Source organism: Streptococcus sp. CP1998, from assembly GCF_041026655.1.
In the GTDB taxonomy this organism is placed as follows: Bacteria; Bacillota; Bacilli; order Lactobacillales; family Streptococcaceae; genus Streptococcus; species Streptococcus dentalis.
The window spans coordinates 1578429-1602084 of the sequence record NZ_CP163380.1; the positions used below are offsets into that span (position 1 = coordinate 1578429).

Sequence of the window (23656 nt, forward strand, 5' to 3'; positions counted from 1 at the left end):
AGAGCAAGATTATTTTTCGTCATACCAAGAATAGTGGAAAGTACCTTCTTTGTCTTTACGTTGGTATGTGTGAGCACCAAAGTAGTCACGTTGTGCTTGGATCAAGTTTGCTGGAAGATCAGCTGAACGGTAGCTATCAAAGTAAGTTATGGCTGCTGAGAATGTTGGTACTGGTACACCAGCTTGAACAGCAAGAGCTACGATATCACGAACGGATTGTTGGTACTTAGCAGTGACATCCAAGAAGTACTCATCCAATAGAAGGTTAGCAAGATCTGCATCGCGGTTGTAAGCATCTGTGATCTTTTGCAAGAAACGAGAACGGATGATACATCCATCGCGCCAGATAGATGCGATGTCCGCAAATGGCAAGTTCCAGTTGTTTTCTTTAGAAGCAACGCGCAATTGTGCAAAACCTTGTGCGTAAGAAATGATTTTTGAGAAGTAAAGGGCTTGACGAATCTTTTCGATCAACTCAGCCTTGTCTCCTTCAAATTTGAATGCAGCTGGTTTTGGAAGAACCTTGCTAGCATGTACACGTTCTTCTTTGTAGGCAGAGATGTAACGGGCAAATACTGACTCAGTGATGAGTGACAATGGCACACCAAGGTCAAGCGCTGATTGGCTAGTCCATTTACCAGTTCCTTTGTTTCCTGCCGCGTCCAAGATGTAGTCTACGATTGGTCCATCTTGACCTTCGTCGTCTTTGCGTTTCAAGATATCCGCAGTGATTTCGATCAAGTAGCTGTCCAATTCACCCTTGTTCCATTCAGTGAAGATTTCAGCCATGTCTTCTGCAGAAAGTCCAAGCAAGTGTTGCATGAGGTCATAGCTTTCTGCGATCAATTGCATATCCCCGTACTCGATCCCGTTGTGGACCATTTTCACGTAGTGACCAGCTCCATCAGGACCGATGTATGTCACACATGGTTTTCCATCTTCAGGCGCTTTTGCAGAGATTTCTTCAAGAACGTCAGCTACCAAGTCATATGCTTCTTTTTGTCCACCAGGCATGATAGAAGGACCTTCAAGGGCACCTTTTTCACCACCAGATACACCTGTACCGATAAAGTTGATCCCTGAGTTCGCCAACTCTTCGTTACGACGGATGGTATCTTTATAGAAAGTGTTTCCTCCGTCGATCAAGATGTCACCTTTATCCAAGTGTGGAAGAAGGGCTTGGATAGTTGCGTCTGTACCAGGTCCTGCTTGAACCATGAGCATGATACGACGTGGTTTTTCGATTGAGTTTACGAAGCTTTCGATATCATAGCTTGGCACAAAGTTTTTATCAGGATGGCAAGCAATCACATCTTCTGTTTTTTCTTTACTACGGTTATAAATGGCAACTGTGTAGCCACGAGATTCGATATTAAGGGCAAGGTTACGACCCATTACGGCCATACCAACAACACCAAAGTTTGCTTTAGTCATGTGACACTCCTCTTTATAGTTTGCCTTTATTCTACCATTTTTCCTCTTCAAAAGAAAGCAGAAAATAGCTTCCCACCTTCTCTAAGAGGGAGAAGATCATGCAAATCATTTGATCTTAAAAACAAAAGTGTCCGAGAAACAGTTCTCAGACACTTCTTGATGCATGGCATTAATCTTCTTTAGAAGCTAACTCCTCCGCTTCAATGACCGGTTGTTCTCCTTCTTTGAGTTTGTTGACCGTCATATTGACCCCAAGAGCTCCTGCTAGCAATTGACGAATATCAAATCCAGCTCCTTGAGAGACTTGGTCGATACTTTGCATAATATCGCCCACCATCTTAGAAGCATTGCCTTCGCCATACATCGTGATCTTATCCACCTTGGTTAATGGTTCAGCGACAGCACGCGCAATTTCAGGCAACTTGTCAACGACCATTTCAGTAATGGTTGCTTCTTGCATTTTCTTCATCGCTTCGGCCTTTTGGTCCAAACCTTTAGCTTCGGCTTCCAATTTTAAACGAATCGCCTCTGCCTCTGCACGACCTTTGGCTTCGATAGCTTCAGCCTCTTGCAGTTGAGCAAATTTCTCAGCTTCGGCTTGGGCTTTCCGAGCTTCGGCTTCTTTTTGTGTTTCGAAGAGTTCTGCTTCTGCCTTGCGTTGGCGTTCGATCAATTCTGCTTCTGCAGCTTGTTGACGCGCATATTTTTCAGCTTCGGCTTGTTTGCGGACGTTGGCATCCAATTCTTGCTCACGGACCTTAACTTCGCGCTCTTTGACTTCCGCTTCTTTTTCTTGTTTCATGATATTGGCTTCAGCTGCCACGCGCTCTTGTTCACGACGTTGCACTTCTGCCTCAATCCCTTTAGCAGCATCTGCCTTGGCTTGGGCAATATCTGCTTCTTGCTTTAGGGCTGCTTGTTTGAGTTTTAATTCGTTTTGTTTTTGCGCAATTTCAAGATCGGCTGCGACACGTTTGTCGTTGGCCAATTTATCTTGTTCTGCTTCGACTTCCTTGCGTTCGCGTTCTGCTTTGGCTTTGGCAATCAAGGCATCTTTCTTAATGGTTTCAACATTTTCAATCCCGAGGTTGTCGATGACTCCCCTTCATCAGAGAAGGATTGAACCGTAAAGGCGATGACTTCTAGTCCCATTTTGGCCAAGTCTGGTGCTACGTTGTCCTGCACTTTTGAGGCAAACTCTTGACGGTCATTGACCATCTTACGGAGCTCCATCTGACCGATCACTTCCCGCAAGTTTCCTTCCAAGACATCTTGGACAGAATTGGAAATATCTGTCGTATTCCAGTTCAAGAAGTTCTCTGCAGCCCGTGCAATCATCTCATCGGTTGTACCGATTTTTAATTTAACAGCTGCATCGGCACGGACGTTAATGAAGTCCAGTGTTGGGACTGCTTCAGATGTCCGAACATCTGTCGAGAATTGCTCAATATCAAGATAAGAGCGTTGTTCGACAAAGGGAATCATAAAACCAGCTTTCCCGCGTAAGTGGCGTTGCTTCCGAAGACCTGTAATGACCACGACTTCGTTGGGTTTTGCATTCACATAGCCTTTAACAAGCAAGATCAAAATAATAACCGCGGCTATTAGGCTAGTTATCAACCAACCTGGAATAAATAAAGTATCCATACTTTTTCTCCTTTTTTAGAGGTCTCCCCTCTGTTGTTTATAAATCCTAGTATATCAAAAGAAGTCTTTTCCTCAAAGAAAAGACCTCTATTTTTAGTTTAAATGTTATAAAATCAACACATAGGCTAATTTTTGTCGAATAAACCTTGTAGTCCTGCAAAAGGACTGTTTTCTTCTTTCTTGATCGCTTGAGCGGCTTGGTATTCTTCTTCGGATAGGATTTTCCAATCATTGCCTTCGATAAAACCTTGTCCAGCCTCTTCTTCTGGAGTGAGAACCTTGAGAGGAATATTGAGCAAGATATTATCTGCTACACTCTCACTCAAGTCAATCTTCCCGCCTTCGATTGGAAGAATTAAGTCTTCCTCTAGGGCCTCGATATCTGCGTCAGACTGTACATCCTCCGCAAATACCTCTGTTACAGGATAGCTCTCCTGAAGCTCAACAGGCTCCATACTGCGGCTAGATGCCAAAACGATGGTGTAGCTCAACTGATAATCCAAGATATAGAGGCCTGTATCATAGGCTACTCGTCCTGTCGCTGTCACATTCTTTAAATCAAGAATTTCTGGATTACGCTTTTGCAATTCTTTGAGCAAATCCAACTCTTGATCAAAGGCTAGTCCTTCAGGATTTTTACGGATTTCTTGTGTAAATAGGTTCATTTTTTTGTCCTCAAATCTTCTAGATACTACTAGTATATCATGAAGCTGCCCCTCAACCAAGAAGTCTCCTCAAAAATTTGTTATAATCATGAAAAAGATAAAGGAGATCTGATGGTAAAAGTTTACGACCTACCATTTTCAACTGTATACACAGTTTTGGTCCAAAAAGTCGTACGAAAGGGTGAAAAAGAGACCAGCCTTGACCAAATCACCTCGTGCTTAACAGGCTATTCTCTGGCGGAACTGCAAAAATGGAAAAAGCGTGACGGAAGCTACGGAGATTTCTTTCGCCAAGCTCCCGCCTATCACCCCAACCGGACATTGATTACTGGGAAAATTTGTGGCGTGCAAATTGAAACGATTCAGGATCCTTTGATGCAAGAAATTCGCCGCTTAGATCGCCTGGTCGATTGGTTGAGTAAGGGAAAGACCGTTGAGCAATTGGTTGAAAAATACCAGCTAAAAAAGGAGAATTCATGAAAGAAATCGGAGCTGTTTTTCGACAAATACGTGAAAGTCGCCACATCTCTTTAGAGGAAGCTACGGGTGGCGAATTTTCGCGCTCCATGTTATCTCGATTTGAAAGAGGAGAAAATGACCTGACGACCCAACGGTTTTTTCATGCTTTGCAACAGATCAAAACCAGCCTCAGTGAGTTTTCTCATCTAGCTGGAATCGATCAGCACTCCTTTATTCCCAAATTGTTGAAAGAGCACTATGAAAATATGAGCTTGGAACACGACCAAGACTTGTACCAAAGCTACCAGCAAGCCTATCAGAAATATCACAAAAAAGAAGACTTCTTAGCCAGCATTATTCTCAAAGTCCAAATGCTTGGCTTCTATCCTGAAGTAGAGCTCACCGCTAGCCAAGAGGAACTGGATTTCCTCCATGATTATCTCTTCTCTGTCACAATCTGGGGAAATTTTGAATTGAACCTATTCTCTCTGACCTCTCCACTTTTCTCTAGTCCCCTCTATCGACAATACACAGAGGAGTTGGTCCAACGGGAGGATTTCAAGCTTCTCCTAGATTCCTCTCGTCCTGCCCTTAACTCTATTTTTCTTAATGGCTTCTTTTTGGCCATTAGTTCAAATGAATTTGAAGATGCAACCTATTTTGATCAGTTGATCAAGGACCACTTTTACTCCGAAAACGAAGCTTACCTGCGGACGGTTTATCTCTACGCCAAAGGAGAATTTCTCTACCGAAAGGGAGAGAAAGAAATTGGTCTTGAAAAGATGGAACAGGCCATCCAGGTTCTCTCTATTCTGGATTGTAAGGACAGTGCCAACTACTACAAACAGGGCCTGCAAGAACTGATCAATAAATCCTAAAAACTCACAGATCTACTCTGTGAGTTTTTGTTGAAAATATGCAACATTAATTTTTTCTTGCTTTTTAGGTTTACAATAGGACTATCAAGTAAAGAAAGAAGGTTCTTCCCATGATGACCAAACTAAAAAACCACTTCCTCCGCTTTCTTCTCTCACATACCAGCGTTTATCTGAAGGATCAGGAACTTCTTCTCTCTGATGATGAGAAACTAGACCTCTTCAAACAGATCGTTCGATCTATCAAACAAGTCCTAGCAACTGATCACGTGAAGGAGGAAGGCTTATGAAACTCTTAGTCCGTAATAAGATTTTTGCCTTACTTAGTCTTTCTCGCTTTTTGAATACCCTGGGTCTTGCTATCTACAATTTAGTCTTTGTCGTATTTTCTGCCAGCATGCCTCAGCCTAGTCTGGCAGTTGGCATTGCCAATCTAATTGTATTTATTCCTAGCCTCTTTACCATTTTTGTCGGAATGAAGGCTGATCGCACGAAGAAAAAAGCTAACTGGTTGATCCGCATTGGCTATCTTCAAGCCAGCCTCTTCATCCTTATTGCTCTCATGACCAAGATTCCGGGTTACCTTGCCTTTTCGATTGTTTGCTTCTTAAACATTGTTTCAGATTGTTTGAGTGATTATCGCGGAGGCTTGCAACTCCCTATCATGAAAAAGAACATCCCCGACGAGGATTTGATGGAGGCCTATTCCTTCAACCAACTACTTAGTATGGTCTGCTCGATTTCTGGACAAGCTCTAGGAGTTTGGCTGCTAGCCATCAGCCATCAAAATTTTGCCCTGGTCGCTTCGATCAATGCCGTGACTTTTCTCCTGTCTTCCACTTGTCTCCTGATGAGAAAAAAGCAGCTGACACATGATCCCGTCATTGAGCCCAAAAGTAAGAATTCTTTGGTACACGAATGCCAAGAGATGTACCAGAACGCCAAAAGTATTTTTGCAGATGAGGAGGTCTACCACTTTGGCAAGTTGCTCTTCTCATTGGTTCTCATCAATGCCCTAGGAGGATCCATCTCTGGTATCTACAATTTGCAACTGCTTCACTCCCCCTTCTTTCAGTTGAGCTTTAGCCAATCCCTCTTGATCTTAGAGGCAGTGACTATTTTAAGCATGGTCTGGGCTAGCCTGACACCCCACGATTATTTTTCCAAGCAATCGCTCCACTATACCCTCCTGTGGATCGCAGGTGGGCTGACCATGCTTGGGCTCACAAATATTCTGGTACACTGGGACATTCTTTCTCTTCTACTCATCACTTTCCTTGGTTATCTTGTAGCAAAAATCAACCCAAAAGTTTCCAGTCTTTTAATGAGTAAATTACCCGCTGAAAAATTAGCTTCTACCTCTAGCTTTTTGGGACTAATAGTCAGCTTTGCCATGCCCCTTGGAACAGCTCTTTTTTCTAGTCTAGCTATCTGGAGCCTTCCCCTAGCTTGGGGGACCTTTGCTATCCTTGGTTTCACTACCCTCCTATTAACTACCAAATAAAAAACCCACCGTTTGGTGGATTGAGATTTAGGACAAAGTCATCTTAAAAACTTTCCTTAAGTGAGTACGGACGTCAGCGAACTTCGAAGAAGTTCCATGAGTTAGTTTTGGACCCAAGGTTCCAAAACTCTCGAGTGCTAGAAACACAATTATTTCTAGCACTTTTCTCACGGCGGAAAGTTTCAATAGATGAGTTAATAATTCTAAAGAATAAATTTTTTATTTGTATAGAATTTATTAGATTTATAAAGAAAAACAGTTTTCCCACACTCTCAATCCTGCTAGTGATGGATTTACTTTACATGTTTCTTAATCTTTCAACCCGCTCAGCAATGGGTGGGTGAGTATAAAAGAGCTTTTGAAAGCCGGATTCTTTTTTGGGATCGTTGATAAAGAGTGCACTACTTGCACTATCAACTTCTCGTTGCATGGGTGCACTGTTATCGAGTTTCAAAAGAGCATTGATCATTCCTTGAGGATTCCGTGTCAATTCGACACTTGAGGCATCCGCCAGGAACTCCCGTTGACGAGAAATGGCTAACTGAACCAAAGTCGCTGCTAATGGAGCTAATACGATGGCAATCAAGGATAGGATCAGAATAATAATTTCTAAACCACTGCCTCCTTCTCGATCATCATCCCGTCTACGACCACCGCCCCACCACATCATCCGGCCACCAATGCTAGAAAGCATCGTAATGGCACTGGCAAGGGCAACTGCAATCGTCGAGATGCGAATATCGTAATTGCGAATGTGGCTGACTTCGTGTCCGATAACTCCCTCCAATTCCTCACGGTTCATCACAGCTAGAAGGCCTGTTGTCGCTGCAACAGCTGCATTTTGAGGATTAGACCCTGTCGCAAATGCATTCATCGAAGGATCATCCACAATATAGACCCGAGGCATAGGGATCTGAGCTACCATAGCCATATCTTGTACAATATGGTAGAGTTGAGGGGCTTGCTCTTCCGTCACCTCACGCGCTCCGTTCATCCGCATGACAACTTCGGTTGATTGGAAAATCATGCTAAAGGCATAAATCCCACCAATAATCAAAGCAAGGATGATGCCACCAAGGGAGGAACCTAACCAGAGGTAGCCAACGGCTGCTCCGATGAGAGCCAAGAGTATGAAAAAAGCAATAAGGAGAATCCAGGTTCTCCTTTTATTGCTTGCAATTTGGTCAAAGAGCATATTAGTCTCCTAATCCGCTAAAGTCCACCTTTGGTACTGCTTTTTCTTCTTCAGGCACTTGAAGGAATTCGGCTTGTTTGAAGCCAAACATTCCAGCAATCACATTTGTTGGGAAAGTTTCCAATTTCACATTGTAGTTGCTTGTGACACTGTTGTACAATTGACGAGCATAAGAAATTTTATTTTCTGTGTTAGTCAATTCTTCTTGCAATTGCATGAAGTTAGTGTTAGCTTTCAAGTCTGGGTAGTTTTCGGCAACCGCAAAGATTCCTGCTACTTGACGTGAAAGAGCATCACTGGCTGCCATCGCTTCTGCCGGTGAAGTAGCTTGAGCCACTTGTTGGCGAAGTTGAGTTACTTTTGCTAGTGTATCTCCTTCGTACTTGGCATAGCCTTTAACGGTTTCGATCAAGTTTGGAATCAAGTCATTCCGACGTTTCAATTGCACATCAATTTGACTCCAAGCTTCGCGAGTTTGCATCCGGCTTTTCACCAAACCGTTGTAAACTCCTACTACCATCAACACAAGGACCACTAGGACCCCAAGAATAATCCAAATCATTTTATTGAATTCCTTTCATTTCTTTAGTACCAGTATATCAAATTTCCCTTATTTTGTGGTAAAATTATCTTATGAAACCAGAAGAATTTTATGTCCGTTTAGCCGACCACGGCTTCCCATTAACTGATCGACAAAAAGAGCAATACGAACGCTACTTTGAGCTCCTCGTGGAATGGAATGAAAAGATCAATCTCACTGCCATCACCGAAAAAGACGAAGTCTATCTCAAGCATTTTTATGATTCTATCGCACCCATTTTGCAGGGTTTAATCGAAAACCAACCCATCCGTCTCTTGGATATCGGAGCTGGTGCCGGCTTTCCCAGCCTACCAATGAAGATCCTATTCCCTGAGCTAGACGTGACCATTATTGATTCCCTCAATAAGCGGATCAATTTTCTCCACTTGCTGGCTGAAGAGTTGGGCTTAAGTGGAGTTCATTTCTACCATGGACGTGCGGAGGACTTTGCACAAGACAAGGCCTTTCGTGCCCAATTTGATATCGTAACTGCCCGCGCGGTTGCCCGTATGCAGGTCCTCTCTGAACTGACCATCCCTTATCTGAAGGTAGGAGGACGACTTCTTGCTCTCAAGGCCAGCAATGCTCCAGAAGAGTTGGAAGAAACCAAAAATGCCCTTAACCTGCTCTTTAGCAAGGTTGAAGACAATCTACAGTATGAATTGCCAAACGGGGATCCACGCTATATCACTCTTGTAGAAAAGAAAAAAGAAACCCCCAATAAATACCCAAGAAAAGCAGGTATGCCCAATAAGCGCCCATTGTAGTAAGATACAAAGGGCCAAGCGGATAAAGTCAAATAAGAGGCTGTGACAAGAGTCCTAGCCTCTCAATTATTTTTGGATTGTCAAGTAAGACGCAGTGGTTGAGTGGGCTCTACTACGCTGATTTCATCAGCTTTTACAGCCCTACTCAACTGTGCGGAGGTGGGACGACGAAATCGAATTCTAACGAATTACCGATTTCTGTCCCACTCTCTTTTTTATTTTTGTTTCAATTCTGTTCGCAGGGCTTCTTGCTGCTCTTTTGTCAGATGAACGCCCTTACTTGCAACAATCTGGCTAGAGACTTTGTTGGCAAAGCTTAAGGCTTGCGCGATGTCTAAGCCTTCTAGACGAGCGGATATAAAGGCTCCTACATGGCTATCTCCAGCGCCTACTGTATCGACGACTTCTGTTGGAAAACCGTCTGCCTCATACCAGTTGCCATCATAGGCAACCGCTCCGTTTTCACCCAAGGTGACAATGACTAATTGTCCCGTTCTCTGGTACAAGTGTTCGATGGCTGGCTGGATCTCTCTGCACCCTGAAAAAGCCAGTGCTTCAGCCTCATTAACATGGAGAATTGGATGCAGATCATAAATTGCTTCCAGTCGTTCCTTTGGAATCAAGAGTCCGCGTGGCCCAGGTGCGAAAATCACCTGGCCTTCTAGTTGCGAAATAGACTGGACCAATGCAAGACCGGTTGGCTCCTCGACTTCAAGGCCACACAAGTAGATGTAATCAAACCGATCTGTCTCGATCTCTTTTAGCCACTCTGCTTGAAAGCTATACTCCACTCCGTGGTCCGATAAGAAGGTCCTCTCACCATCAGACTCTACAAAGCAGTAACAGCAACCATTGGCCCCTTCTAATGAGATGCTAGAGGAAATCCCTAATTGTTTCAGCTCTCTCCGAATAAAATCACCATATATTCCCGAACCGACTGGCGAGACAAACTGGTAGGGTTGCGACAAAAAATGAAGGATATTAACGACATTAAAGGCACAACCTCCCACAGACCATTGCTGGTGATCAATATGGGCATCTCCTTCACGACTTGGCAAACGATCCAAGTAAATCATCACATCACAAACTGTAGAACCAATAACTAACGCAGCTGTCATCTTTTTTTCCTTACTTTGCCTTCTATTATACCAGAGGAAACATAAAAAACAACCAACCCCTTGTGGTTTGGTTGCTTCTCTTTTTAATCACGATAAACGGGTTGTGGGCCAAAGGTTTGGGAAACCGGCATGATTTCAATCCGATTGACATTGACATGCTTGGGCTGTTGGATCAACCAAGCTACAGTGTTGGCAATGTCTTCAGGCTGAATGGCATGGGCATCTCGATAGAGGGCCTCTACCCGTTTTTCGTCTCCTTTAAAGCGAACAGAAGAGAACTCCGTTCCTTCGCAAAGACCGGGTTCAATATTGCTGACACGAATCTTCTTGCCAGCTAGATCCGCCCGAAGATTGAGGGAGAATTGCTTGACAAAAGCCTTGGATGCCCCGTAAACATTGGCCCCTGGATAAGGCACAGTTCCTGCTGTAGAGCCCAAATTGATAATATAGCCATCATTTCGTTCCACCATCTGGGGCAAGATTTTCCTTGTCAGATAGGTCAAACCGACAATATTGGTCTGAATCATGGTCAGCCAGTCTGCGACCTCTGCTTCATAAGCTGGGGCGAGGCCTAGAGCCAAGCCAGCATTATTGACCAAAACATCCACTCTCTCCCAAGCTTTGGGCAAACTGGCAAGTTCGCGATCTACCTGAGAAAGATCCGTCACATCCATTTGCAGGGGATAAAAGGCTTCTCCCAACTCTTCTTGAAGGGTCTGTAATTTATCGATGCGTCTAGCTGACCCGATCACACGGTATCCATCTGCTACTAAGCGACGGCAAATCGCTTGACCAAAGCCAGCTGAAGCTCCTGTTACTAAAATCGTTTCTGACATGTCATTACCTCCATGGATTGTAAAAACGTCCCTGATTGAGAAAGAACCATCAGGTTCTGTCTCGACTTAGAATCTGGATGAAACAATCCTATCTTGCAAAATTACTTTTTGTATTGGAAGGAAAAATCCTTCAGTTCAATCATTGCTTCTTTCATTTAGTTTGCCTTTTCCCAAAAGAGCGCAAATTGGATGGCTAACTCCGCGATTCGATCCTTGCTATCTAAATCCTCATGACTAGATAAGGTTCGGATATCCCATTTTTCTTCCGAGAGGTGGTCTGCTGCGTAGAAGAAATGGCAGAGCTCAAAGCCCCTATAAGTCGCTAAGGCCGCCACTGCCGAACATTCCATATCCACACAGATGGCTCCCGCTTCCTTTCGTCGCTTCATCTTGTCGATGGTTTCCCGGTAGGGTGCATCTGTCGTCCACACTTTTCCTGACTGATAGGAAACCTTGTGGCTGTCCAGAAAGGCTTGGAAGAGAGGAAGGGTTTTCTTGCTTACTTCCACTTCATCACTAGCTGGAAGATAGTGGTAACTGGTCCCCTCGTCGCGAAGAGCAGCTGTTGGAATGATGATGGATGTTGCTTCGATATCTCGATCTAAAACCCCACAAGTCCCAAAAAGAACGAGTTTTTCCATCCCAAATTGAATCAGGTCCTCTATAATCCCCACACAAGAAGCAGCCCCAACTGGTGCATTAAAGGCACCAATCTGTTGGTCTCCGATAGTGATCCCATAGACCAAGACTTCAAAATTAGCCATGGAGGTTCTTGCAATGACCTCATGGTCATAATTCTCAAGGAGGCGCGCAAAAGTTACTCTTGAAAAGCAAGAGATGACTACTTTGGGAAATCCTTCAATTGGTTGGTGTAAGTCTTGTGGATTGATAATCGCCTGTCGATTGGCATCAAATTCTTCTAACAGCATTTCGTGCACCTCTTTCATTCTACTTCTAGGCCCCTATTATACCATAATTAGCCTAGTCATTGGTTTTTGATCAAAGGAAGGAGTATAAAAAAGAACTGCTCCCAGACGTTAGATTTTTCGGATCAAATGTCTGAGGGACAGTTCACTGCGATATTTTTTACTTGTTTTCCAATTGCGCTAATTCTAGCAACCGTTCTTTGGACAATTTTTTGATTTCAATTTGACTAGCATCTAGCAGCTGGAATTCATCTGGCTCTAGCGCTGCTAATAGATTCTTCAGTGCAAGAGAACCGATTGGATGGTAATTTTCTGGCTTATCCGGATCTCCATCGATCGCAACCAATAGAACTCGCCAATCAATGATACCCGCTAAGCCCACAATTTCTACATATTCTGCAGGAACATGTGGCACGCTTGGCAAGACCGTATCCGTATCTTCTGTCAAGCTAAAGCTGGCTAAGAAGGCTCCTGTCTCCTCCTGTTGATAAAAACGGACTTGACTGAAATAAGCTGCACTATATTGAATCTTCTTGATAAAGGCAGAGTAGGCTTCTAGTGGATGGACATGGTTCAATACTTCCTGTACTGTATCCCGATCCAAATAGACTGGATGAGCGAAGCCTTGTACTTCAAACTCTTTTATATCTTTTTCTTTCGTCACATTACCCAGCGTTTCTAGGATAACGACTTCATAATCAAAATGGAAAATAGAATCTGGAGTATAGCTCATGCCGTCACTAGCCACAATCTCCGTTCCTAATACTTCTCCTAGGCGACTGATCCATCGAAGGGCCAACTGCCAATCTTCTTCTATCGCAAAAGAGGGCACCTGAATCTGATAAGACTCTTCCTCATCAAAATAGCGTAACTGCAGAGGAAGACCGCTCTTGCCAAATACGATACAGTTCAAGCCTTCAAAATCATTTAAGGGACGATGAAGGGTGGCAGGATCATAGTTGTAGGTTGTTAACCCCTCCACTAATTTAAGAACTTCCTGTGCTGCGAGTACTTTCTGATAGCCAAATAAGCTCTTTTTATTTTTGATTGAAAACACGATACTCATTTGTTTTCTCCTTTGTGAAATCGCTTACCTAAAGTATAGCACAATTTTCAATCAATTTCCATATAAAAACAGCCTGAGCTTTCAGACTGTTTGTTTCCATTATGCAGGTGCTCCATCAAGCGTCTCACCGATAACCGCTAAACGCTCACGAACTTCTGCTTGTGACAAGTTGTGTTCTTCAACATAACGATTGCGAGGATGAACCCGGCACTCATGCGAACATCCGCGAAGATACTTGTCTTCGTTTTCTTCTGAGGTCAAGATGCGACGGTTACAGAAAGGATTTCCACAGTTGACATAGCGTTCACATGGCGTTCCATCAAACCAGTCTTTTCCGACAACGCTTGGATCGACATGGTTGACGTCGACTGCAATCCGCTCGTCAAAGACGTACATCTTCCCATCCCACAGTTCGCCTTGAACTTCTGGGTCTTTCCCGTAGGTTGCAATTCCGCCATGCAATTGGCCAACATCTTTGTAACCTTCACGCACCATCCAACCTGAGAATTTCTCACAACGGACTCCACCAGTACAGTAGACGACAACACGCTTGTCCATGAATTTTTCCTTGTTATCACGGACCCATTGTGGCAATTCACGGAAGTTGCGGATGTCTGGACGAATAGCTCCACGGAAGTGACCAAGATCGTACTCGTAGTCATTCCGAGTATCAAGGACGACTGTATCTTCGTCGAGAAGAGCTTCTTTAAACTCTTTTGGTGACAAGTAAGCACCTGTTGTTTCAAGAGGATTGATGTCATTATCGAAATTATCATCTTCTAAACCAAGGTGGACAATCTCTTTCTTATAACGTACAAACATCTTCTTGAAAGCTTGCTCTTCTTCCTCATCGATCTTGAACCAGAGGTCTTCCATCCCTGGAAGGCTGTGAACGTAGTCCATGTATTTTTGCGTTGTTTCGTAGTCACCAGAAACAGTTCCGTTGATCCCTTCGTCAGCGACTAGGATACGACCTTTAAGGCCGATTGATTTACAGAAGGCCAAGTGATCAGCCACAAATTGTTCTGCGTTTTCGATGGGAACATATTTATAGTAAAGTAATACACGAATAGGTTTTGCCATGTCATTCTCTTTTCTAAGATTAAATTATCAGAATTTTTCATTCAACTATACCAGTATACTCTCCCAAGAAAACGAATGCAATTTATTTGACTGAAAAATAAAAGCCTGGTTTCCCAGACTTTTATACGACGAAACCAGGGTTCCAACTTCCTACTCTTCCTTTTCCATCTGATCCAGATAGGCTTCATAGCGTTTTTTCTCAACTTTTGCAAGAAGCATCACAAGGGTATTCACTCCCCATACAATTGGAAGATTCAGTAAGAAGGTAATAGGAAGTACTAGTAAGAATTTTGAATGAAAAGGATTGGACTGATAAACAGCTTGGTTTAATTGAAAATTTTGAGCCCAGATGAACAAGGAGAGAATAGAGGTTACTGCTACAATTCCCGTCACATTTAGATAACTATAACTGATAAATTTCACACCCAATCGTTGACAACGAACCGAATAATACAATCCTGAGACGATGAGTAAGGCTACCACCATGATTGGACTGAGCCCTACCTTAGATGTAAAAATGGATCCTACACTAAAAACAGTTAAGGCAAGGAAAAGAAAACCAGCTGTTTCAGCACCAGCCTTATGAGCTAAGCCATCTTCTCGTTCATCTATGATTTGTTTGTTCAGCAATTGTAATCTCATTGCTTTCTCCTTATTCTTCATCCTCTAACTCTGCCTCTATCTTCTCTTGTTTTTTCCGATTGATAAAAGCAAGTGGTTTTTCAAGCAGGTCTGTCAGGATCGCAAAGACGAGAATTTCTAATAAAATTTTGACCAGATACTTGGGACTGAGTATAAAGCTCGTTGCTTCTCGCTTTCCAATCACATCCATAGCTGTCACAAGCACAGCAAAGAATAGGCCTGACCCAAGGCGACTCAACCAGCTATCTTTCTCTAACATATCTCGGATATCAATCCCTGAACTGATTCTTCTTAGCAGAGCATAAGTCCCCATGGCAACCAGAAGGAACATCTCAGGTAGATAGGCTACTAGGTCTAAGTCCAGGATACTTGCTTTCACAAAGGCGGATACGGCTATAAAAAAGGTCGTCCCAAGGACAAGTTCTCCTGCAATTTTTCCATCAAGTAGCATGGTCCGTTCATCTTTTACAATTGGTTCTTTCTTTTGTTTCATATGTTTCCTCTTTCTATTATTAAAACTGTTACTCCCAGAACAGTTGATCTAGCGTCTTATCCAAGGTCTTACAGATGGCAAGGCAGAGACTGAGGGTTGGGTTATACTTTCCCGCCTCAATCAGACCGATGGTCTGGCGCGTCACTCCAATGGCATCTGCAAGATCCCCCTGGGTCATATCATGCTCGACCCGGGCCATTTTTAATTTGAGATTTTTCGCCACATGATTTTCCTTTCTTGTTTTTATAGCTCTATTATACACTATATTTTCTATTTTGCAATATATATCTTGCATTTTGTAAAAAATATTTTTTACAAAACAAAAAAAGCCTGGTTTCCCAGGTTTTCTTAGTTTCCTCTTCTTTTTATTAGTAATGGCTGTAGGATGTTAGATAATCCCCATCCTATACCAGCACCTAGTAAGACCGTGAAGATAAACCAAGTGATGGTCGCTAGATCTGGTGATACCATCACCCGATTGACATAGTCTATCGATTTGCCACGATCCAGTAAAGACATGCGGTAACTGGCTGGATAGAACCACATCATAAGAATGGGCCCTGTCGTCGCAAAGGCAAAAATGACAAAAGACAAAGCATTTCGTAAATTCGAGCGAAAACGACCACTTGAGGCGACCATTTCCGCAAAACTTCCGGCGATCAAGGATGGAAAAAAGGCTCCTGCCCCGTGACGCGAAAAGAGGAAGAAGGATCCGATCACGCAGCCAACTATAAAGATAGATCCAACTCCTTTTATTTTTTCTAGATAATAGCGGTAGATAGTCCCGCCAAACAAGGCTGAAAAGGCAGGAGCATAAAACATATTTCCTTGATGATCGACCAGATTTCCAACTAAGACCCCCAGTCCAATCGCAAGAAAATAGAGGAAGACGAAGGCTCCAACTTGTTTTATTTGATTCACATTTATTCTATTCATTGGATACTGATCCTAACGATGGCTAATTTTCTTCGAAAGGAAGTCCCCGATAAATTGGACCAGAACGATCAGAATCAGGATCAATAGGGTCGCCACAAAGATGACATCATTGTTAAACATGTTTTTCCCGTAGTTGATGGCCAAGGTTCCTAATCCTCCAGCTCCAACGGCACCCGCCATGGCGGTTTCTCCAATCAAGGAAATGATGGTCACTGTTGTCACACGGATCAAATCAGGAAGCCCTTCACGTAGGTAGACTCCAACAATATCCCAGAAGGTTGCCCCACTGGCTTGTGCTGCTTCAATCACGCCTCCATCCAACTCGGACAAGACTACTTGGACTTGGCGGGCAAAGAATGGAAAGACAGCCAAAGATAGCGGAACAAGGGCTGCTGTAGGACCGATGGTATTTTTCAAGAGCAAGTAGGTCAAAGGATTAATAAAGGCCAACAAGATAATGAAAGGAATGGCGCGGAACAAGGAAGTAATCTTATCCAAAATATGGAAGACAATTCTATTTTCGATGACACCACCTGGACGGGTCAAGACTAATAAAAGCCCTGTCACCAAACCTAAAAATCCACCAATAATGAAGGAAATAACGGTCATATAAAGAGTCAAGTAAATAGCGGTTCCCCATCCATACTGGCCAGACCACCCTAATTTATAGACATTTGGTAAATATGTTTGAATTAACTGGATCATGCTTTTCTCCCATCTTTTACAATAGTCACGGAAACTCCTGCATTTTCTAACTCAGCTTTGGCCGTTTCCAGATTTTGATTTTCACCTGATAAGATGACCACCAATTCTCCAACAGGCGTGTTATCAAGGATTTCGATGTTCCCAAATAAAATGTTGGCAGAAACTTGGTACTGTTTGTAAATATCATTGATGATGGCTGTATCTGTCACAGAACCCGCATATTTGAGATGCGCTAAAATCGAATCATCTGGCAAATTCTTCACAATAGCCTGTTGGTTGATTTTCACCATGGCTTCATCGATTCCTGTTGCAACAGAAATAAAGTCTTGCGTCAAAGCATTTTTCGGATTCGAGAAGATATCTAAAACAGACCCTTCTTCAATCAGTTCGCCATTTTGCATGACAGCTACCCGGTTGGCAATATCTTTGACAATTTGCATCTCATGCGTGATCAAGACAATGGTTAAACCAAGTTTTTTGTTCAATTCTTGCAACAAAGCTAGAATTTGTTTGGTCGTCTTTGGATCCAAGGCTGAAGTTGACTCATCTGAGATCAAAATTTTTGGATCGTTGGCAAGGGCACGCGCAATCGCTACCCGTTGCTTTTGACCACCAGACAATTGTGCAGGGTAATTTTCTGCACGGTCAGATAGACCAACCAATTCCAACAATTTCGCTACTTTCTCATTCTTTTGTTCTTTGTTTAATTTAGAATGTTTAAGAGCAAAGGCTACATTTTCTGCGACAGTCATTTGAGCCATCAAATTAAAGTGTTGGAAAATCATTCCGATATCCCGACGTTTCTCCCGAAGGGCAGCCGGTTTTAGGGTCACCTGATCTTGATAAATCACATCTCCATCCACAGTAATGGTTCCGGCGCTAGGCACTTGCAAGAGATTGATCACCCGAACCAAGGTCGATTTCCCGGCTCCAGAATACCCTACAATCCCATAGATATCACCTTCATTAATATGAATGGTCACATCTTTGACGGCTTGGATCTGACGTTTCTTTTGCTGGAAGGTCACATCAATGTGGTCCAGCTGAATCATTGCTTTACTCATAACTTGCTATTAACTCCTTTATCAATTCAATATGGGTGTAATAATCGGCGATTTTCACATTTTCGTCGCCCCCATGATCACGGCTATTGGCATTGCCAATTCCAAAGGCTGCCATCGGTACCTGCAAAGCCTCAAAGACCGTATTCATTGGCCCTGTCCCCGCTGTTGTTGGAAGAACCGAGACTCCTTCTCTATAGAAATCTTTGGCCAACCGAATGACATTTAAAATAGATGGGGCACTCATATCACTTCGGTAACTTTTTTCACCGAGAGTATAGACCAATTCGACCTGATCATAACCGTTCTTCTTCAATTGTTGCTGGATCTTTTCTAAGACATCTTTGGGATCTAGACCTGGAACCAAACGAACCTCCATCTTGGCACGTGCCTCTGCCGGAAGAATCGTTTTAACACCTTGTCCTTGGTAACCAGTGCCAAAACCTTCAATATTCAGGGCTGGTTCAAAATAGAAACGGCGCAGGAATTCTTTTCGGTCTTCCTTCAAAATTGGGAGGGTTAGACCATAGGTTTCCGCTACATCTTCTGGTCCTTTGTTGGCATATTGCTCGATCAAAGCTAGCTCGCGTTCATTGGGTTCTTGGATCTGATCATAAATCCCATCCACCAAGATTTGGCCTTCTTTGTCACGAAGACTGGCGATGGCATTTAACAAATACCAAGAAGCAGAGTCCACCACACCGCCATAGCTGGAATGAATATCCACTTCTGCACTCTTCACCACCATATCAAAGGTGACGATCCCCTTGCTACCACCGGAAATTTCCAACTGACCCTGATTATTTCGGGTACCTTGTTCCCAGACTAAGAGGTCTGCCCCACGCAAGTGTTTCTTGTGTTTGGCCAAGTATTTATCCAAGTCAGTCGATGCAGACTCCTCTGCCCCTTCGATGATAAAAGTGATATTGACTGGCAAATCGCCACTTTCACGAATGTATTTACGAAGAGCTGTGAGACGAGCCGTGATATGCCCCTTGTCATCATCAACCCCTCGACCGTACATGGTCCCATAATGAACTGATAAGGTAAAAGGGTCTCCCGTCCAAGGTTGGTCTCCATCAGCTGGTACCGTATCATAGTGGTTATAAAAAATGATGGTTTTAGCTTCAGGATTTGGCGAGAAAAACTTGGCAATCACAAAAGGTGCTGTATAGCTATCATCAACTTCGACTTTGGCTCCTGCAGCTGTAAAAATTTCCCCCAAATAGTTGGCTACTTCCTTGAGACCAACTTGTTGGGCAAAGATGGATTTTTTTGAAATCAAGGTTCGCAACACTTCAAAATAATGTTGTGCGACCTCATCATTTTCAAATTTACGGATTTGTTCCGCTTCTGTTGCAAAAGGCATGCATTCCTCCTAATACACGATAAGAGGTAGAGAATTGCTTCTCCACCTCCTTCATACACTTGAGATCGAATCTTAGAAGACTGGTTGGTCCATTCCTTCTGAAGATTCTTCGATCACTTTCTTCACATTGTCTTTATGATAGGCTTTGATGATTTCTTTGATTGCTTTTGCTTTATCAGATTTTTCCCAATCTTTCTTAGCAGCGATCACGTTGTACCATTGTTTTGAGTTGTTGTCTTTCTTTTCAACATAGATAGCTTTTTTGAAATCAACGCCTGCTTCACGAACGAAGGTATTGTTGATGACTGCAGCATCTACTGATGGAAGAGCAGATGGTGTTTGTGAAGCATCCAATTCAGAAATCTTCAAATCTTTTGGATTTTCTTTGATATTTGACACGTTTGCCAATTGACCATCTTTGGTATCCAATTTAATCAAACCTGCTGATTGCAAGACATACAAGGCACGGCTTTCATTTGTTGGGTCATTTGGTACAGCGATTGTTCCACCTTTAGGAATTTCTTTAATTGAAGTGTATTTGTTTTTATCGTTTTCTGTACCAGAGTAAAGACGGATTGGAGCGATGTAGGTATCTGCTACTGCAACAAGGGCCTTGTCGTTTTTAGAGTTCCAGTTATCAAGGAAGTTGTAGTGTTGGAAAGCATTGATATCCACGCTACCATCTTTTACAGCCACGTTTGGTTGTGAGTAGTCTGTAAATTGAGTGAATTCCAATTTGATTCCTGTTTTCGCGTCATCCAAGTTCTTTTGAACTTGATCCCAACGAGCTTTTTCAGTGTCGCTCAAAGTCATAACACCCACTTTTACAGTTGTTTCACCATCTTTGCTAGATGATTTTGAAGAACCACATCGCAAGAGCAAATGTTGCGATAGTGCAAGAGCTGTTAAACCAAGAATTTTTTTCAATTTCATTTTGAAGTCTCCTTTAATTAAATATTATTCTTTAATATCTTTTGCTTCTGGTAGATAAACACCACCAAAGTATTTTTTAGACAGTTTTTCAAGGGTTCCATTGTCGTAGAGTTCCTTGATACGTTTGTTGACAAATTTTTGAAGGTCTTTATCTTCTTTTGCAATAATTGGATACACATAAGGCTGTTGGTCGCTTGGAAGCTCGATAACCTTCAAGTTGTCATAGCCTTGATCACGAATGATGGTATCCACTGAGATCCGTTCAAAGATCTTGTAATCTGTACGACCATCCGCTAGATTAGCCATGATGGTTTGAATGGTTCCATCTGTGTATTGCAAGTTAGTTGGATTATCTGAATGTTTTTTATTGTAATCTTCTAATTGTTTAGCAGTAGATGTTCCTTGAACAACTTCTGTTTTCTTACCACCCAAATCATCCAAAGATTTAATAGAAGAATCTTTTGGTACGACCAATACTAATGGATTGCGAGCATATGGATTTGGATAGAGGTATTTTTCTTCCCGCTCTTTTGAGTAGCTAATGTTGTTGGCACCGATTTGGAAACGGTCACTATCTAAGCCAGCAAAGACGGAAGACCACTCTGTTTTGTTAAAGTTTACTTCATATTTGTCTGAACCTTTGAAGATTTCACGCAAAACTTCGATTTCATAACCAGTTAGCTTACCGTCTTTTTCCTCGTAAGAGAATGGTTTGGTTGTTCCAACAGTCCCAACTTCAATGGTTTTCTTACCACTGGCTGATTTGCCAGATGAACATGCTACTAAAGCACTGGTTGCAAGGACTGCAACTAATCCTAAAGCAGAATACTTAATCACTTTTTTTAGATTCATAGGATCTCCTTATTCGTTTCAGGCACATAAAACGCTATTTTAAAAGTATTTTTTTATTTTATCAAAAAAGCATTTGGTTGCCTAATATATATTTTTTATGGAGGTGATAGTTTTTCTTTATCACACTTCTTTGGCTTTAAAATACCGCAATAAAGCTTGCGCATTTTCAACATAATAGGGAACCGATACCTCAAAGGCTGCATCATCGATGGTCATGTGATCATGATGGAGGTCTGGCGCATCCGGCTCTCCATTCGAACCGATAAAGGCAAAGACTCCAGGAATTCGCTCTTGGTAAAAGGCGAAATCTTCTCCAGCTGTAGAAGGATTTGCTGGAATCACTTCAGCCAATCCTTGTGAAGCTTCCCAAACTACTTGCGTCAATTCTTCATCATTAAAGGTAACGGGAGGGGTCACACCCCACTCAAAAGCTACATCTACTTCCAAACTTTCTGCAATGTGTCGAATGATGGAAATAAAATGTGCCTTCAAGTCTCTTTGCACACTCGGATTAAAGGAGCGAATGGTTCCTTCAAAATAGCCTGATTTAGGGAGGACATTCCAGGTTGATCCCACATCCAGGTGCGTAATGGACAAAACAGCTGTTTCAAAGGGAGAAACGGTCCGTGAAATTAATAATTGTACATTCTGAACCATGGTTGTGACGGCCGTTACAGTGTCAACTCCCAAGTCTGGTCTTGCAGCATGGCTACTGACCCCTGTGACGGTAACCTTGAATTTCTCAACCCCTGCCATCATAGCTCCAGCATTCAAGGCAAGTTGCCCTGCTTTTAGCTGGGGAATGTTGTGAAAACCAATAATTCCTTGAACATCCTCCAACAGTCCTGTTGCCAAAACATCAGAGGCACCTTCTGAGATTTCTTCTGCTGGCTGAAAGATCAAGCGTACGGTTCCTTCAAGCTGGTCTTCTTTTTCCTTGAGAAGAGCTGCCGCTCCCAGAAGACTGGTTTGATGAAAATCATGACCACAAGCATGCATGACTCCTGGATTCTGACTTTGGTAGGGCAGATTTGTTTGTTCCAAAATTGGAAGGGCATCGATATCTGCTCGAAGTGCCACCACTGGTTGGCCAGACCCAATTTCTGCAATCAGACCAGTTTTTAATCCACTCTCTAAAATACGAATCCCCAACTCTTCTAAACGCTCTTTTAGAAAGGCGGTTGTCTGGTATTCTTGACCAGACAGTTCTGGGTGTTGGTGGATATAGTGGCGAATCTCTGCTAACTCTTCATAAGAAAAAGCCACAAGCCTTCATCTCCTTTCAAACTTAAGATTATTTTATCACTAATAGGTGTATCCGTCTAATTCTTGTTTCTTGGGTTTTGATATAGTTTCAAGCTATAGATAAAAACACTCCTAGATTCATGTCCTAGGAGTGCCAACTTCCGCATTAAGAAAGATTTCCCTCGAATTTTTCCATAAAGCTATCACTATTATCGGCTTTTTCTACTTCCCATTTGCCATCTTTCTTAACAAAGGTCAACTGGTAGTCGTACCGATCCGGCGTCGTCAAGGGACGATCTGCAAGAGAAGCCATCATTTCCTTTCTATAGGCTTTGTTTTGAGCCTGATTCGCTTCGATAATACCTGGATAGTCTTTTCGATGTTCTTGATAGAAGGTCTGCATGTGGTTTAAGATCGTCTTTTCCATGCTGACTGTCTCAGGATTCAAGCTAATGACTACCTTGTCTGGGAAGTATTGTTTGACCTTATAGGTTAATTTCGCGCGCTTAGCATTTTCCTTTTCATAAGCATCGATAAACTGGGTCACTTCTTCTTCAGGGAATTGGTAATCATGCAATTGACGAGTAAAATCAGCCGCAAATTTCGCACGGAAATCACTGGCTTCCTTTTTCAAATCAGTTCCCAAAACAAAAGCGTCATCCTTTTTGACCTTTCGTTGGCCACTGAAGTAAACTTGATTGATGTATTCATCTGCAAAAAGGGTAGAAGCTTCCACCTTGTCCTCATATTGAGAAGAATCCACCACAAATTTTAAAGGCTTGGATTTTTTATCAGAGCTATAGATTTTTCGTTCATACTGCACTTCGTATTTTTTGCCTTTTTCGACTGGGAAAACGATATAGCCGGTTAATTTTTTATCCTGGGCCAACTGATCACTCTTGAGCAATTGGAAGGCTTCCGTTTGGTCATAAATTCCTGACTGCAATTTGACCTTGTTATTATCTGCATCGTAAATGGTGATATCTGAATCTGACACGTTGATAGATTCTTTGGCAACATTTTTAAATTCTAATTGAAGGGCTAAATAGGTTCCGTCTTCTGAGTCATTGAGGACAGGTGGTTTGATGTATTGTCCTCCTTTTAAACTCACCTCGACTTGACCGTCAGATGCCGAGCTTTTCGTCGCTTTTTCTGTCTTTGCTTGTCGCGAATTGGTCTGTTGAGCACCAGTACCACAAGCCACTAAACTCAAGGTCGCCACAGCAAACAGGGTCCATTTAAAAATCTTTTTCATCCTCATCTCC

The 23656-nt window shown here is 42.6% G+C and carries 25 protein-coding genes and 1 pseudogene; 5 read left to right on the plus strand and 21 right to left on the minus strand.

The window, feature by feature from the left end:
• Positions 1-9: 9 nt before the first annotated feature.
• The 3 genes and pseudogenes from gndA to AB4X21_RS08050 form a co-directional block, all read right to left on the minus strand.
• Positions 10-1434: an NADP-dependent phosphogluconate dehydrogenase gene (gndA, locus tag AB4X21_RS08040; RefSeq protein ID WP_003004949.1), complete on the minus strand. Its 1425-nt coding sequence runs from the start codon at positions 1432-1434 to the stop codon at positions 10-12.
• A gap of 169 nt (positions 1435-1603) precedes the next feature.
• Positions 1604-3081, minus strand: a pseudogene (locus tag AB4X21_RS08045) (SPFH domain-containing protein).
• 125 nt (positions 3082-3206) lie between these two features.
• The gene (locus tag AB4X21_RS08050; protein ID WP_155172433.1) at positions 3207-3746 is read right to left on the minus strand and encodes a DUF177 domain-containing protein; all 540 of its coding nucleotides are present in this window, start codon (positions 3744-3746) and stop codon (positions 3207-3209) included.
• Positions 3747-3854: 108 nt separating this feature from the next.
• On the opposite strand from AB4X21_RS08050, the gene AB4X21_RS08055 reads away from it, so the two are divergent.
• The 4 genes from AB4X21_RS08055 to AB4X21_RS08070 all read left to right on the plus strand — a co-directional run bounded on the left by AB4X21_RS08055 (position 3855) and on the right by AB4X21_RS08070 (position 6584).
• Positions 3855-4226 (plus strand): DUF2200 family protein, encoded by a 372-nt coding sequence (locus tag AB4X21_RS08055; RefSeq protein WP_173018932.1) that lies wholly within the window; start codon positions 3855-3857, stop codon positions 4224-4226.
• Positions 4223-5083, plus strand: coding sequence for a helix-turn-helix domain-containing protein (locus tag AB4X21_RS08060; RefSeq protein ID WP_155126584.1), 861 nt, complete (start codon positions 4223-4225; stop codon positions 5081-5083). Before AB4X21_RS08055 ends, AB4X21_RS08060 begins: the two co-directional genes overlap by 4 nt.
• A 110-nt stretch (positions 5084-5193) precedes the next feature.
• Positions 5194-5370, plus strand: coding sequence for a hypothetical protein (locus AB4X21_RS08065; protein ID WP_162837396.1), 177 nt, complete (start codon positions 5194-5196; stop codon positions 5368-5370).
• Positions 5367-6584 (plus strand): MFS transporter, encoded by a 1218-nt coding sequence (locus AB4X21_RS08070; RefSeq protein WP_369087784.1) that lies wholly within the window; start codon positions 5367-5369, stop codon positions 6582-6584. Before AB4X21_RS08065 ends, AB4X21_RS08070 begins: the two co-directional genes overlap by 4 nt.
• Positions 6585-6882: 298 nt before the next feature.
• Here the strand turns inward: AB4X21_RS08070 and htpX are convergent, their stop codons facing one another.
• On the minus strand, positions 6883-7779 hold the full coding sequence (gene htpX, locus AB4X21_RS08075) for a zinc metalloprotease HtpX (protein ID WP_155126578.1): 897 nt from the start codon (positions 7777-7779) through the stop codon (positions 6883-6885).
• Position 7780: 1 nt separating this feature from the next.
• Entirely contained in the window at positions 7781-8341 is a 561-nt protein-coding gene (locus tag AB4X21_RS08080) for a LemA family protein (RefSeq protein ID WP_155126575.1), read from the minus strand.
• Between the two features lie 71 nt (positions 8342-8412).
• Between AB4X21_RS08080 and rsmG the strand changes: the two genes are divergently transcribed.
• Positions 8413-9126, plus strand: a complete 714-nt coding sequence (gene rsmG / locus AB4X21_RS08085) for a 16S rRNA (guanine(527)-N(7))-methyltransferase RsmG (protein WP_155126572.1) — start codon at positions 8413-8415, stop codon at positions 9124-9126.
• 215 nt (positions 9127-9341) lie between these two features.
• Here the strand turns inward: rsmG and AB4X21_RS08090 are convergent, their stop codons facing one another.
• From AB4X21_RS08090 to AB4X21_RS08165, 16 genes are all read right to left on the minus strand, one after another.
• The gene (locus tag AB4X21_RS08090; protein WP_155126569.1) at positions 9342-10244 is read right to left on the minus strand and encodes a carbohydrate kinase family protein; all 903 of its coding nucleotides are present in this window, start codon (positions 10242-10244) and stop codon (positions 9342-9344) included.
• A gap of 83 nt (positions 10245-10327) precedes the next feature.
• Positions 10328-11080, minus strand: coding sequence for an SDR family oxidoreductase (locus AB4X21_RS08095; protein ID WP_369087785.1), 753 nt, complete (start codon positions 11078-11080; stop codon positions 10328-10330).
• Positions 11081-11235: 155 nt separating this feature from the next.
• The gene (locus AB4X21_RS08100) at positions 11236-12009 is read right to left on the minus strand and encodes a nucleoside phosphorylase (protein WP_369087786.1); all 774 of its coding nucleotides are present in this window, start codon (positions 12007-12009) and stop codon (positions 11236-11238) included.
• Positions 12010-12166: 157 nt separating this feature from the next.
• Positions 12167-13072 (minus strand): DUF4299 family protein, encoded by a 906-nt coding sequence (locus tag AB4X21_RS08105; protein ID WP_155126563.1) that lies wholly within the window; start codon positions 13070-13072, stop codon positions 12167-12169.
• Between the two features lie 99 nt (positions 13073-13171).
• Positions 13172-14155, minus strand: coding sequence for a rhodanese-related sulfurtransferase (locus AB4X21_RS08110; RefSeq protein WP_320911227.1), 984 nt, complete (start codon positions 14153-14155; stop codon positions 13172-13174).
• Between the two features lie 150 nt (positions 14156-14305).
• A complete protein-coding gene (locus AB4X21_RS08115; protein ID WP_369087787.1) occupies positions 14306-14797 on the minus strand; it encodes a DUF6773 family protein in 492 nt (163 codons plus the stop codon).
• Positions 14798-14807: 10 nt separating this feature from the next.
• A complete protein-coding gene (locus tag AB4X21_RS08120; RefSeq protein WP_320911225.1) occupies positions 14808-15290 on the minus strand; it encodes a DUF6773 family protein in 483 nt (160 codons plus the stop codon).
• 28 nt (positions 15291-15318) lie between these two features.
• Complete coding sequence (locus AB4X21_RS08125; RefSeq protein WP_003005328.1) at positions 15319-15513, minus strand: helix-turn-helix transcriptional regulator; 195 nt, start codon at positions 15511-15513, stop codon at positions 15319-15321.
• 125 nt (positions 15514-15638) lie between these two features.
• Positions 15639-16226 (minus strand): MptD family putative ECF transporter S component, encoded by a 588-nt coding sequence (locus AB4X21_RS08130; RefSeq protein WP_320911224.1) that lies wholly within the window; start codon positions 16224-16226, stop codon positions 15639-15641.
• A 12-nt stretch (positions 16227-16238) separates the two neighbouring features.
• Positions 16239-16931 carry a methionine ABC transporter permease gene (locus AB4X21_RS08135; RefSeq protein ID WP_003005708.1) on the minus strand — a complete coding sequence of 231 codons (693 nt, stop codon included), beginning with the start codon at positions 16929-16931 and terminating at the stop codon, positions 16239-16241.
• Entirely contained in the window at positions 16928-17995 is a 1068-nt protein-coding gene (locus AB4X21_RS08140; protein WP_037606946.1) for a methionine ABC transporter ATP-binding protein, read from the minus strand. The genes AB4X21_RS08135 and AB4X21_RS08140 overlap by 4 nt, the downstream gene beginning before the upstream one ends.
• Positions 17988-19361 (minus strand): M20/M25/M40 family metallo-hydrolase, encoded by a 1374-nt coding sequence (locus AB4X21_RS08145; protein ID WP_320911223.1) that lies wholly within the window; start codon positions 19359-19361, stop codon positions 17988-17990. The genes AB4X21_RS08140 and AB4X21_RS08145 overlap by 8 nt, the downstream gene beginning before the upstream one ends.
• Positions 19362-19433: 72 nt before the next feature.
• Entirely contained in the window at positions 19434-20294 is an 861-nt protein-coding gene (locus AB4X21_RS08150; protein WP_369087788.1) for a MetQ/NlpA family ABC transporter substrate-binding protein, read from the minus strand.
• Positions 20295-20318: 24 nt separating this feature from the next.
• Complete coding sequence (locus AB4X21_RS08155) at positions 20319-21146, minus strand: amino acid ABC transporter substrate-binding protein (protein WP_003018294.1); 828 nt, start codon at positions 21144-21146, stop codon at positions 20319-20321.
• Positions 21147-21266: 120 nt separating this feature from the next.
• Positions 21267-22412 carry an amidohydrolase gene (locus tag AB4X21_RS08160; protein WP_227223778.1) on the minus strand — a complete coding sequence of 382 codons (1146 nt, stop codon included), beginning with the start codon at positions 22410-22412 and terminating at the stop codon, positions 21267-21269.
• A 145-nt stretch (positions 22413-22557) separates the two neighbouring features.
• A complete protein-coding gene (locus AB4X21_RS08165) occupies positions 22558-23646 on the minus strand; it encodes a DUF4352 domain-containing protein (protein WP_369087789.1) in 1089 nt (362 codons plus the stop codon).
• Positions 23647-23656 lie beyond the last annotated feature (10 nt).

Excerpts from the sequence above, each read along its gene's own strand:
- gndA (WP_003004949.1), bottom strand. The coding sequence starts at position 1,434 with ATGACTAAAGCAAACTTTGGTGTTGTTGGTATGGCCGTAATGGGTCGT.
- AB4X21_RS08050 (WP_155172433.1), bottom strand. The coding sequence starts at position 3,746 with ATGAACCTATTTACACAAGAAATCCGTAAAAATCCTGAAGGACTAGCC.
- AB4X21_RS08060 (WP_155126584.1), top strand. The coding sequence starts at position 4,223 with ATGAAAGAAATCGGAGCTGTTTTTCGACAAATACGTGAAAGTCGCCAC.
- AB4X21_RS08065 (WP_162837396.1), top strand. The coding sequence starts at position 5,194 with ATGATGACCAAACTAAAAAACCACTTCCTCCGCTTTCTTCTCTCACAT.
- AB4X21_RS08070 (WP_369087784.1), top strand. The coding sequence starts at position 5,367 with ATGAAACTCTTAGTCCGTAATAAGATTTTTGCCTTACTTAGTCTTTCT.
- htpX (WP_155126578.1), bottom strand. The coding sequence starts at position 7,779 with ATGCTCTTTGACCAAATTGCAAGCAATAAAAGGAGAACCTGGATTCTC.
- AB4X21_RS08080 (WP_155126575.1), bottom strand. The coding sequence starts at position 8,341 with ATGATTTGGATTATTCTTGGGGTCCTAGTGGTCCTTGTGTTGATGGTA.
- rsmG (WP_155126572.1), top strand. The coding sequence starts at position 8,413 with ATGAAACCAGAAGAATTTTATGTCCGTTTAGCCGACCACGGCTTCCCA.
- AB4X21_RS08090 (WP_155126569.1), bottom strand. The coding sequence starts at position 10,244 with ATGACAGCTGCGTTAGTTATTGGTTCTACAGTTTGTGATGTGATGATT.
- AB4X21_RS08095 (WP_369087785.1), bottom strand. The coding sequence starts at position 11,080 with ATGTCAGAAACGATTTTAGTAACAGGAGCTTCAGCTGGCTTTGGTCAA.
- AB4X21_RS08100 (WP_369087786.1), bottom strand. The coding sequence starts at position 12,009 with ATGCTGTTAGAAGAATTTGATGCCAATCGACAGGCGATTATCAATCCA.
- AB4X21_RS08105 (WP_155126563.1), bottom strand. The coding sequence starts at position 13,072 with ATGAGTATCGTGTTTTCAATCAAAAATAAAAAGAGCTTATTTGGCTAT.
- AB4X21_RS08110 (WP_320911227.1), bottom strand. The coding sequence starts at position 14,155 with ATGGCAAAACCTATTCGTGTATTACTTTACTATAAATATGTTCCCATC.
- AB4X21_RS08115 (WP_369087787.1), bottom strand. The coding sequence starts at position 14,797 with ATGAGATTACAATTGCTGAACAAACAAATCATAGATGAACGAGAAGAT.
- AB4X21_RS08120 (WP_320911225.1), bottom strand. The coding sequence starts at position 15,290 with ATGAAACAAAAGAAAGAACCAATTGTAAAAGATGAACGGACCATGCTA.
- AB4X21_RS08130 (WP_320911224.1), bottom strand. The coding sequence starts at position 16,226 with ATGAATAGAATAAATGTGAATCAAATAAAACAAGTTGGAGCCTTCGTC.
- AB4X21_RS08135 (WP_003005708.1), bottom strand. The coding sequence starts at position 16,931 with ATGATCCAGTTAATTCAAACATATTTACCAAATGTCTATAAATTAGGG.
- AB4X21_RS08140 (WP_037606946.1), bottom strand. The coding sequence starts at position 17,995 with ATGAGTAAAGCAATGATTCAGCTGGACCACATTGATGTGACCTTCCAG.
- AB4X21_RS08145 (WP_320911223.1), bottom strand. The coding sequence starts at position 19,361 with ATGCCTTTTGCAACAGAAGCGGAACAAATCCGTAAATTTGAAAATGAT.
- AB4X21_RS08150 (WP_369087788.1), bottom strand. The coding sequence starts at position 20,294 with ATGAAATTGAAAAAAATTCTTGGTTTAACAGCTCTTGCACTATCGCAA.
- AB4X21_RS08155 (WP_003018294.1), bottom strand. The coding sequence starts at position 21,146 with ATGAATCTAAAAAAAGTGATTAAGTATTCTGCTTTAGGATTAGTTGCA.
- AB4X21_RS08165 (WP_369087789.1), bottom strand. The coding sequence starts at position 23,646 with ATGAAAAAGATTTTTAAATGGACCCTGTTTGCTGTGGCGACCTTGAGT.